The 10,731-nt window shown below is 68.5% G+C and carries 8 protein-coding genes; 7 read left to right on the top strand and 1 reads right to left on the bottom strand.

What is annotated here, in order from left to right:
• Nucleotides 1-62 precede the first annotated feature (62 nt).
• On the top strand, nucleotides 63-4,910 hold the full coding sequence (locus JRI60_RS31095) for a CARDB domain-containing protein (protein WP_204219564.1): 4,848 nt from the start codon (nucleotides 63-65) through the stop codon (nucleotides 4,908-4,910).
• A complete protein-coding gene (locus tag JRI60_RS31100) occupies nucleotides 4,888-5,136 on the top strand; it encodes a hypothetical protein (RefSeq protein ID WP_204219565.1) in 249 nt (82 codons plus the stop codon). Before JRI60_RS31095 ends, JRI60_RS31100 begins: the two co-directional genes overlap by 23 nt.
• Before the next feature lie 252 nt (nucleotides 5,137-5,388).
• Here JRI60_RS31100 and JRI60_RS54660 read toward each other — a convergent pair whose 3' ends face one another.
• Complete coding sequence (locus JRI60_RS54660; RefSeq protein ID WP_275439031.1) at nucleotides 5,389-5,511, bottom strand: hypothetical protein; 123 nt, start codon at nucleotides 5,509-5,511, stop codon at nucleotides 5,389-5,391.
• An 87-nt stretch (nucleotides 5,512-5,598) separates the two neighbouring features.
• Here JRI60_RS54660 and JRI60_RS31110 point away from each other — a divergent pair, with 87 nt between their 5' ends.
• The 5 genes from JRI60_RS31110 to JRI60_RS31130 all read left to right on the top strand — a co-directional run bounded on the left by JRI60_RS31110 (nucleotide 5,599) and on the right by JRI60_RS31130 (nucleotide 10,720).
• Nucleotides 5,599-5,934 carry a putative quinol monooxygenase gene (locus JRI60_RS31110; protein ID WP_204219566.1) on the top strand — a complete coding sequence of 112 codons (336 nt, stop codon included), beginning with the start codon at nucleotides 5,599-5,601 and terminating at the stop codon, nucleotides 5,932-5,934.
• Between the two features lie 121 nt (nucleotides 5,935-6,055).
• The gene (locus tag JRI60_RS31115) at nucleotides 6,056-6,730 is read left to right on the top strand and encodes a spermidine synthase (protein WP_204219567.1); all 675 of its coding nucleotides are present in this window, start codon (nucleotides 6,056-6,058) and stop codon (nucleotides 6,728-6,730) included.
• A 111-nt stretch (nucleotides 6,731-6,841) separates the two neighbouring features.
• Entirely contained in the window at nucleotides 6,842-8,287 is a 1,446-nt protein-coding gene (locus JRI60_RS31120) for an MATE family efflux transporter (protein ID WP_204219568.1), read from the top strand.
• Nucleotides 8,288-8,563: 276 nt separating this feature from the next.
• Entirely contained in the window at nucleotides 8,564-9,784 is a 1,221-nt protein-coding gene (locus JRI60_RS31125) for an inositol-3-phosphate synthase (protein WP_204219569.1), read from the top strand.
• Between the two features lie 3 nt (nucleotides 9,785-9,787).
• On the top strand, nucleotides 9,788-10,720 hold the full coding sequence (locus tag JRI60_RS31130) for a hypothetical protein (RefSeq protein ID WP_204219570.1): 933 nt from the start codon (nucleotides 9,788-9,790) through the stop codon (nucleotides 10,718-10,720).
• Nucleotides 10,721-10,731 lie beyond the last annotated feature (11 nt).

Genomic DNA, 10,731 nt, shown 5'->3' on the forward strand with positions numbered 1-10,731 from the left:
TGCGAAGTTCTCGAAGGCGCCCGCCAGGCCGTGTGGGGGTTGTTTTCAGAGGGGAAAGCCAAGTGAATCGGAGCAATACGCGTGTCATCGCGCTCGCCGCCGCGAGCGTGTGGTCCGGCATCATGGGCTGTGGAGGATCACATTCCCAGGAGCCGGGAATCGATACACCAAAGTCCGTGGCGCAAGCGCTGAGCGGTAGCCCGGATTTCTTCATCAAGCAGGTGAGCGGGGCATCCATCGCGGCGCCGGGGAACTTGTTCCGCACGAGCATCACTGTGTGCAACCGGGGCAGCGAGAGCGGTCATCCCGATTCCGTGGACTTCGTCCTGTCCCAGGATGCGCTCATCGTCCCGGGTCAGGATACGGTCATCGGAAGTTTCTGGCCGAGAGCCTCGCTGGTGCCGGGAGAGTGCGCCACGCAGGAGGCTCGGCTCCCGGCCAGCGTGGCCGAGGGAAACTGGTTCCTGGGTGCGATCGCCGATCCCCAGGGCTCGAGCGCGGAGCTCGATGAGGGCAACAACACCCTGGCTGGGGGCCAGGTGGTGGTGGGCTCGAAGCCCGATTTCGTCGTCCAGTCGGTGAGCGGACCCGCCAGCACCCTCACCGGAAAGACCCTCACGGCGAACGTCACGGTGTGCAACCAGGGCACCGTGGCCGACAGCGCGGTCGTGGGCCTGTTCCTGTCCTCGGATGCGGTCATCACCGAGGCGGACCTGAGTCTGCGCGGCTCCGCGTTCACGAACACGCTCTACCCGGGACAGTGCATTCCACTGCCCCTCCGGGGCACGGTGCCCCCGGTCGCCACGGGGGCCTGGTACCTGGGCGCCTCCGTCGATCTGGGCAACATGAAGCAGGAGCTCCTGGAGACCAACAACGGGCGCGGCACGCTCATGGGGGTGGGCTCCCGACCCGACCTGACCATCACCGCGATCAAGGGAACCCCCCAGAAGGTGGCGCTCGACACGCCCTTCACCGTGGACGTCACGGTGTGCAACTCCGGCACCACTTCCTTCTCCAGCACGACTCCGGTGGAGCTGTTCCTCTCCCAGGACGCGCTCCTCTCCAAGGACCAGGACTTCCTCGTGGGTGCAACCTCCGTGGGCGCGTTGTCCGCCGGGGCCTGCACCACCGTGCCGCTCAAGGGGAATGCAATCATTCCCGAGGCTTCGCGGGGTGAGCTCCATCTGGGCGCCGTCGTCGACTCCTCCAACACCGTGCTGGAGCTCATCGAGAGCAACAACGCCTTCGTGGCCGGCACCCTGGGGGTGGGCAAGGCGCCGGACTTCGTCGTCACTCGGGTGAAGGGGCCTGCCTTCGCGAAGATGGGGACCTCCCTCACGGCGTACGTCACGGTGTGCAACCAGGGCACGGCGGAGGGGAGCACGGAGGTGGACCTCCATCTCTCCAAGGACGCGGCCATCCTCCCGGCGGCACCGGTGACGGGTGACGGAGACCTCTTCCTGGCCCGGGCGGCCACGCAGCCGTTGACGCCGGAGCAGTGCCAGACGGTCCCGGTGACGGCCCCGGTGTCCCTGCCCTATTCGGAGGGAGATGGGGAGTACCACCTGGGAGCCATCGTCGATCCACTCAACACCCAGGCCGAGCTCCTCGAGAACAACAACACCCGGGCCGGTGATGGGGTGGGAATCGGTGACGGTCCGGACTTCGTCGTCCAGTCGGTGAGCGCGCCGTCGAGCATCACGTACGGCCAGGTGTTCTCCGCGACCGTCACTGTCTGCAATCAGGGAAACACGTCGGGCAGCGCGTTCGTGGAGCTGAGCCTGTTGTCCGAGCCGGATCCCTTCTCCATGAGCTCCTGGGGCACGTACCTGGGCGGCGTGTATGCGGCGTCCCTGGCCGAGGACCAGTGCGCCCCGTTCACGTTCTCCGCCCCCGTCTATCTGGGCGAGGGAGCCTGGCACCTCGTGGCCGTCGTGGACTCGTCGAACCAGATGCAGGAGCTCTTCGAGAGCAACAACGTGCACGTCGAGGGTCTCGTTGGAGTCGGCAGCCGGCCGGACTTCGTCGTCTCGAAGGTGTCAGGGCCCTCGGGTGTGAAGCCGGGCGAGTCCTTCTCGACGGCCGTCACCGTTTGCAACCGGGGCACCACGAGCGGCGCGACGAGCGTGTCGCTCCTGTTGTCGTCCGATGCGGACCTCGCCTCGCCGGGCGGCTCGCGGGTCATCGTGAAGGAGACGGGTGTGGACCCCATGGACCCGGGCGCGTGCACCGAGGTCGAGATGACGGGCAACGCTTCCCTCCCCGAGGGCACGTACTATCTGGGCGCCATCGCCGACCGGTCCAACTCGGTGACGGAGCTCATCGAGACCAACAACGCCTTCGTGGGCGGGCAGATGGGGCTCGGCAGCCGGCCGGACTTCATCGTCACGAAGGTGTCCGGGCCGGGCAGCGCGCGGCCGGGGGACTCCTTCAGTGTCTCCGTCACCGTGTGCAACCCGGGCAACCTGGAGGCGAGCACGGACGTGTCACTCCTGCTCTCCCGGAACGAGGTCCTCTCCGTGCCGGGGACTCCGGACGAGGAGGGGGATGTGTTCGTGGGCAGCGCCCCGGTGGAGCCGCTCGGGCCCGGTGTGTGCCGTGAGTTGACGGTGGAGGCCAACGTTCCCGCGGCCTTGAACCTCCCGGTGGGCGAGTACCGCCTGGGGGCCGTCATCGACCCGATGCAGCTCCAGGCCGAGTTCATCGAGAACAACAACGTGTCGGCGGGAATCGTGGTGGGCGTGGGTGATGCGCCGGACTTCGTCGTCACGGCCGTACGGGGAGACCCGAGCGCGATGCAGAGCCAGAACTTCACGGCGTCCGTCACCGTGTGCAACCAGGGCACGGCCGCGGGTGACGGGGAGGTCATGCTGGTGCTGTCCTCCGACAAGGACATCTCCATGCCGCAGCCGTACGGAGGCCCGGATCCCTTCGCGGGCTGGATGCCCTTGGGCATGATTCCCGCGGGGCAGTGCGCCACGCGGTCGGTGACGGCCTACGCCAGTAGTTCGTTGACGGATGGAGCCTGGTACCTGGGCGCCATCGTGGATCCGTACAACTCCCAGGTCGAGCTCTTCGAGCGCAACAACACGCACGCTGGAGACCTGATGGGCATCGGCTTCAAGGCGGACTTCATCGTCACGAAGGTGGCCGGGCCGTCGGGTGTGAAGCAGGGCGAGCCCTTCACGGTGTCCGCCACCGTCTGCAACCAGGGCACCGCGAGCGGTGCCTCCGAGGTGACGTTCTTCCTCTCGGAGGACGAGGTCATCGCCTCTTCCGACCTCTCGCTCACGAGCGTGTCCGCGGGCTCGCTGACGCCGGGAACGTGCACCACGGTGTCGGCACGGACCAGCACCCCGCTGTCCGGAGTGGCCCGGACCCTGGGCGCCATCGTCATGCCTGGCATCCCCCACGAGGAGCTCATCGAGAGCAACAACTCGCGCTTGGGTGAGCGGATCGGGTTCGGCGACGCGCCGGACTTCATCGTCACGCGCGTGACGGGGCCGTCGATCGTGAAGCCGGGAGAGCCCTTCACGGCTTCCGCCACGGTGTGCAACCAGGGCACCGTGAGCGGCTCCACGGACGTGCAGGTGTTCCTCTCCTCGGGGGAGCAGCTCCAGCCGCTCGGCCTCGCGCCGGTGGGGCTGCTGGGCGTGGGGCAGTGCACCACGGTGTCCGTGCAGCTCACGGGAGCTCCCGAGGGGGAGTGGCACCTGGGCGCCATCGCGGATCCGCTCCACACCCAGGGCGAGCTCGTCCCGGGCAACAACACGCACGTGGGGGGAGTGCTGGGCGTGGGTGAGAAGCCGGACCTGGTCATCCGGGAGGTGACGGCGCCGACGAGCGTGTGGCCGGGCAACTTCTTCACCGTGTCCGCCACCGTGTGCAACCAGGGCACTCAGAGGGGGACCTCGAACGTGGAGATCGTGTTGTCGCCCGACGAGGTCGCCTCGCCGGAGGGGTCGACGGGCTCGATCCTCGGCAGGGTGTTCCCGCCCGACCTGGCGCCGGGGCAGTGCACCACGGAGGTGCTGACCAGCGCCTTCTCGCCCAACCTCCAGGGCGCGTACCGCCTGGGAGCCGTGGTGGATCCGTCCAACCACCTGCCCGAGCTCCTCGAGTCCAACAACACGGCCATGTCCGGCCTGATGGGCTTCGGTACCTCGGAGGACTTCGTCGTCAAGGAGGTGTCGGGCCCGGCGGCTGCCCGTCCGGGAGCGCCGTTCCTCGTGTCCGCCACGGTGTGCAACCAGGGCAGGCTGACGCGTTACACGGATGTCGTCTTCGTGCTGTCGGCCGACGAGAACATCTCGCTCCCGTCGGAGGCATCGTCCCAGCAGGGAGGCGATGTGCTCCTGGGCCGCCACTTCATTCCGGGCTTCGTGGAGGTGGACCAGTGCGTCTCCGTGTCCATGGAGGTCAGCACTTCGCTCGAGGGCTCGTGGTACCTGGGCGCCATCGTCAACCCGGACGACCTCCAGTGGGAGATCATCGGGAGCAACAACACGCGCGTGGGCGAGCGGATGGGGCTGGGCAACCTGCCAGACTTCATCATCCAGGAGGTGTCGGGGCCGGCGAGCGTCGGGTCCGTGGATTCCTTCACGGCCTCCGCCACGGTGTGCAACCAGGGCACCGCGAGCGGCTCCACGGACGTGCGCTTCCTGCTGTCCCGGGACGAGGAGATCATCCCGCCAGGCACGCCGCTCGCCGAGTGGGACGTGGAGCTCGGGAGTACGAGCGGCGGCACGCTGGCCCCGGGGCAGTGCGGCACGGTGCGGGTGTCCGTCCCGACTCCCGGCGTTCCCCAGGGTGCGTATCACCTGGGGGCCGTGGCCGTACCGGTCAACGGTCAGCAGGAGCTGCTCGGGCACAACAACACGCGCGCCAGTGGCCCGATGGGCATCGGCTAACCTGCCGGACTTCCACATCACGGCGGTGATGGGGCCGGCGAGCCGTGAGCCGGGTTGGGTCCTCGACGCCTCCGCCACGGTGTGCAACCAGTGCACCGTGAGTGGTTCCACGGACGTGTCCTTCTTCCTCTCCGCGGATGCTGTCATCACCGCGCCGGGGTCACAGGGAGGAGACACCATCGGGCAGCGGATCGCGGGACGAGGCGCAGGAGCCTTCACGGTGTAGCGAGGATGCGATGACACATCGAGAACAGCAATTGCCCTGTGGACGGAACAACAGGCTCAATAGTCTCCAGTCTTCTCCACGCCCACCTTTGGAGTTGGCCTGCATGTCGGCAGGAAGCGCGTGGCTCGTCTGAACCGGAGCTGGTCGAGCGGACCTTCGACGCCGACGGACCAACAGTCCTCCCATCCTTCTTATCCGCACACAGCAGAGCATTTGCCAAGCTGGGGAAAGAATGACCACCGTCTTCATTTCCTACTCTCGCAAGGATACCGGTGTGTTGGCGTGCAGGAAGAAGCCTTCCAGGAAGGAGCACCGAGGCTGCTTGCTGGGAGGGAGCAGGACATCCAGCTCCAGCCAGCGCAGTCGCTGCTGCACGCGCAGCAGGTTATTAAACGACTTCTAGCCCGCCGAGTGGTACGACGAAAACCGACCCTCAAAGCGCGGCCTGCGTAGGAGAATCGTATGAGTCTTCTGGTACTATGTGAGTTCAGAGCACGGACCGACGGGGAGGCAGAGTTCCTGCGGGTGGCGCGGGCATTGGCATCCGCCGCCGCGACCGAGCCGGGAACGTTGCGCTACCAGTGGTTCGTCACGCAGAGGCCCGGTCATTATTCGATAATTGAGGAGTACGTCGACGCTGACGCGGCCGAAACGCATAACAACCATGTGGATTCACTGCTCCGCGAACTCTTCGCGGTGGCTGATCTGGTGTCGGTGTCATTCTACGGGGAGCTCAACCAGTACTTGCGCGAGTGGATTTCCGGCCGCGAGGGAATCGCAGTCAATTTGCCGTTGTGACGTCGCCCGAGCGGCCTCAAACGTGCGGAACGGGCTGGAACAGGACGGGACGAGACGGGACGCCCGGCGCGGGTTCGATTCCCGCTGCCTCCCGGCCAGTTGGGGCTATGGTGACGGGACGATGAAGCCGTGGAAGGTGATCGATCGAGCGCCCGCTCCGGGCGGTGGTGAGCTGGTGCTGCACCAGCGCGGCGAGGAGTTCGCCATCCGCGCGAACGGCCGCGAGCTCATGTCCAGCCGCCAGCATGGCTCCGAGGAGAAGATGGCCGAGGTGGCCTGCACGGGCCTCGCCGGGAAGCGGCCCCGCGTGCTCGTGGGCGGTCTGGGGCTCGGCTACACGGTCCGGGCCGCGCTGGACCGGCTTCCTCCGTCAGCCGAGGTGGTGGTCTCGGAGCTGGTGCCCGCGGTCGTCGAGTGGAACCGGGGCGTCCTCGCGCCCCTGGCCGGACGGCCGCTCGAGGACCCTCGCGTGAAGGTGGAGGCACGGGACGTGGGAGAGCTGCTCCGCGAGGCCGAGGGCCACTATGACGCCGTGCTACTGGACGTGGACAACGGCCCCGAGGCCCTCACCCAGGAAGCCAACCGCTGGCTCTACGGCGAGCGTGGGCTGAGCGCCATCCGGCGTGCGCTGAAGCCTCGCGGCCTGGTGGTGGTGTGGTCCGCCTCGTCGGACCAGGCCTTCGCCAACCGGCTGAAGCGGGCGGGATTCGACACCGAGGTGGTGGAGACACCCGCCCGCTCCAAGGGCGGCGGGCCCCTGCACACGCTGTTCATCGGGCGCGTCCGGGCCTCGTAGGCTCCAGGCCTGGCGACCGGGCGGCCCTCAGCCGGATGTGGATGAAAAACGCGGTTGGACCCGTTCCCTCGCGTCCCTCACACGCGCACGAGTCCCTCCGCTTTTCATTCCATGTCGCAGCCCTCCACACCCGAACTCCTCACGCCCGCCGCCTCCCCTTCCATCGAAGAGGGCAAGGGCTGGCTCCCCGTGCTGTGGGATGCCCTGCGCGGCGCCAGGCATGACCTCACCGCCGGCTCCGTGGATCGCGCCTTCCTGCTGCTCTCGGTGCCCATGGTGCTGGAGATGGTGATGGAGTCCATCTTCGCCCTGGTGGACGTCTTCTTCGTCTCGCGGCTGGGCGCGGAGGCCGTGGCCACCGTCGGCATGACGGAGTCCATGCTCACCTTCGTCCAGACGCTGCCCATGGGCCTGTCCATCGGCGCCACGGCCCTGGTGGCCCGGCGCATCGGGGAGAAGGATCCGGAGCGCGCGGCGAGCGCGGCCATGCAGTCCCTGTGGCTCGGACTGTTGCTGGCGCTGCCCGTGGCGGTGGGAGGCATCCTGTTCGCGCGCCCGCTGCTCTCGGCCCTGGGCGCCTCGCCCTGGGTGGTGGAGCACGGCGCTTCCTACACACGGGTGATGTTGGGCAGCACCCTCGTCCTCACCCTGCTGTTCCTCATCAGCGCCATCCTCCGCGGCGCCGGGGACGCGGCCACCTCCATGCGCGCGCTGTGGCTGGCCAACGGCCTCAACATCGTGCTCGCCCCCGGCCTCATCTTCGGCCTGGGCCCCCTGCCCGAGCTGGGCGTGCTCGGCGCGGCGGTGGCCACCACCTTCGGGCGCTCCGTGGGCGTGCTCTACCAGCTCCACGGGCTGATGCGCGGCAGTGGCCGGCTCGTCATCCGGCGCCGCCACCTGCGGCTGGAGCCCGCTACCCTGCTCGCCTTGCTGCGGCTGTCGGGCAGCGCCCTCGTCCAGTCCCTGCTGATCATGTCCAGCTGGCTGGTGCTGATGCGCCTCGTCTCCAGCTTCGGCAGCGCGGCGATGGCCGGCTACACCATCGCCATGCGCATCCTCCTCTTCGCCCAGCAGCCCTCGTGGGGCATGAGCCACGCCGCGGGCACCCTGGTGGGCCAGAGTCTGGGGGCCAGGGATCCGGAGCGGGCCGAGCGGGCGGCCTGGCGGGCCAGCTTCCACACGCTGCTCCTGCTTGGTGCGATGGCGCTCGGCTTCCTGGTGTTCGCCGAGCCCCTCGTGCGAGCCTTCACCTCGGAGGCCGAGGTGGTCCTGCATGCCACGCGCTGCCTGCGAATCGTGAGCTGCAGCATGGTCTTCTACGCCTTTGGGACGGTTCTCCCGCATGCCTTCAATGGCGCGGGGGATACCACCACGCCCACCGTCATCAACCTGCTCTGCTCCTGGATGCTGCAACTGCCCCTGGCGTACCTGCTCTCCAGGACCATGGGGCTCGGCCCCTCCGGCGTGTTCCTGGCCATCGCCCTCGGCTATTGCGCGCTCGGCACGCTGAGCGCCGTCTTCTTCCGGCGCGGACGGTGGAAGGCTCGCATCCTCTAGCCCATCCAATCCCTCTCAACTCCCGGAGCCCGGCGCGAAACATGTTCGCGCCGGGCTCTTTTTTTCATCCGCGGACGCATGACCTGCCCTTCGGGACATTCAGGTTTCCCCGACTTGAAGGACTTCTGTCCCGTGATGACTCATTACGTGGGCTCGTGAGGGACCCGCTTCGGAATCATCCGACGAGCACGTCCCCCACCTCGAAACGAGGAGCCTCGGTTCCTCCGGGGGAGCACGAGCCCGACACGTGGTGAAACTCAAGGGGAGTTGTCTGACATGTACGGGGATCGTCTGGGGATCGCGGTCGTGGGGATGGGTGGGGCCGTGGCGACCACCGCCATCGCGGGGATGGAGCTGCTCAAGCGGGGCGTGGTGGACACCACGGGCCTGCCGCTGGCCGGGGTGAAGGGCGCGGGCCTGGTGGACTACGGGGCACTCACCTTCGGGGGCTGGGATTTGTACGATGATGATCTGGCCAAGGCGGCGCGCACTCATGGCGTGCTGACCGAGAGCCAGCTCCAGGCAGTGGAACCCGTGCTGTCGAAGATGCGCCCCTGGCCCGCGGTGTCCAACAGGAACTTCTGTCGCAACGTGGTGGGCTCATCCAACAAGAAGATGAGCAGCCTGCGCGCCCAGGTGGAGGCCATCCACCAGGATCTGGAGCGCTTCCAACGCGAGCAGCAGGTGGATCGGCTGGTGATGATCAACTGCGCCTCGACCGAGCGTCCGGTGAACACGGCCCTGCCCCAGTTCGCCACGCCAGAGGCCTTCGAGGCGGCGATCGACGCGAATGACCCGGAGATCAGCCCGGCCATGCTCTACGCCTACGCCGCCATCTCGCGAGGCCTCCCCTTCGCCAACTTCACGCCGAGCGTCGCCGCGGACGTGCCGGCGCTCCTGGAGCTCGCCCGGCGCAACGGCGCGCCCGTGGCGGGCAAGGATGGAAAGACGGGCCAGACGCTGCTCAAGACGGTGCTCGCCCCGGCCTTGAGGGATCGCGCGCTGTACGTGTCCGGCTGGTACTCCACCAACATCCTGGGCAACCGCGACGGCGAGGCCCTCAACGACCCGGCCTCGAAGGCCTCGAAGCTCGACACCAAGGGTGCCGTGCTGGACAGCATCCTCGGCTACAAGGTCCAGGATCACATCGTTCAAATCCAGTACTACCGGCCGCGCGGCGACAACAAGGAGGCCTGGGACAACATCGATGTCCTCGGCTTCCTCGGCCAGCCCATGCAGCTCAAGGTCAACTTCCTGTGCAAGGACTCCATCCTGGCCGCGCCGCTGGTGGTGGAGCTGGCGCGCACGCTGGACCTGGCCAAACGGCGCGGCGAGGGCGGAGTCATCGAGTCCCTGGGCTGCTTCTTCAAGGCGCCCATGACGCCGGACGGCCGCACGCCCGAGCACGCCATGCCCGAGCAGCAGCGGCGCCTCATGAAGTGGCTGTCCGCCGGGAGTGCGCGGCCCACCGTCGGCAACGAGCTCCTGCGGGGTTAGCCCATGACCGCCTCCGTCTCGGACACGGCCCCGGTCCCGGACCGCCTGGCCACGCTGCGCCCGCTGCTGGGGGAGCTGATGGACCTCAAGCGGGTCCGCACCGCCGACCACCTGGAGGGTCTGGCGGCACGAGGGTTCCGGCGGGCCTGGGCGGCGCTCGTCGCGGGCGTGGAGCCGGAGGCGCTGGCGCTGCGCGAGACGGCGCTCGCCCTGGTCTCGGTGCGGCTCGGAGGCATCGACGCCGAGGTGCTGCACCGGGCCGGCCTGCCACCTCCCCGCGCGTTGGAGCTCCTCCACCGCGCGCTGGATGCGGCCGCCGGTCCCCTGGAACCGGGCCTCCGGGAGCGGCTGCACGCCGCGCTCGCGGAGCCGCTCGGCACCGAGGGCACCGCACCCCCTCCCTTCGTGGAGCGGCTGGTGCGCCAGCCACGCGCCGGGGCCACGCTCCCCGGCCGTCCCCGCATCCTCCTGGAGCCCGCGGAGAGCCACGCGGACCACTGCTACGCCGTCGCCATCGCGGCGGTGCTCGTGGCTCCCCTCTTCGGTGCCCGCCCCGCCCTGCCCTTCGTGGCCGGGTTGAGCCACCACCTCTTCAACGTGGTGCTGCCGGACGCGGGCTACGCCGGAGACGTGCTGCTGGGTGATGCGGTGGGACCCATGGTGGAGCGGCTCACCGAGGAGGTGCTGGCCACGCTGCCAACAGGACCGGTCGATCGCATCCGGGAGGCCCGGCGCGTGCTGCCACGCACCGACACGCCGGAGGCCCGCGCCTTCCACGCCGCCGACGTGCTGGACCGGGTGTTGGAGATGGACTTCCACGCCCGCGCCGCCGGCTTCACCCTCCGCCATGCGTTGGAGGACCTGGAGCTGGTCCACGACGGGCCCATGCAGTCCTACGAGAACGCGGTGCTGGTCGCGGCGGGCATCCAGCCCTGAGCGCGGCCCTC

The organism is Archangium violaceum, assembly GCF_016887565.1.
Classification (GTDB): domain Bacteria; phylum Myxococcota; class Myxococcia; order Myxococcales; family Myxococcaceae; genus Archangium; species Archangium violaceum_B.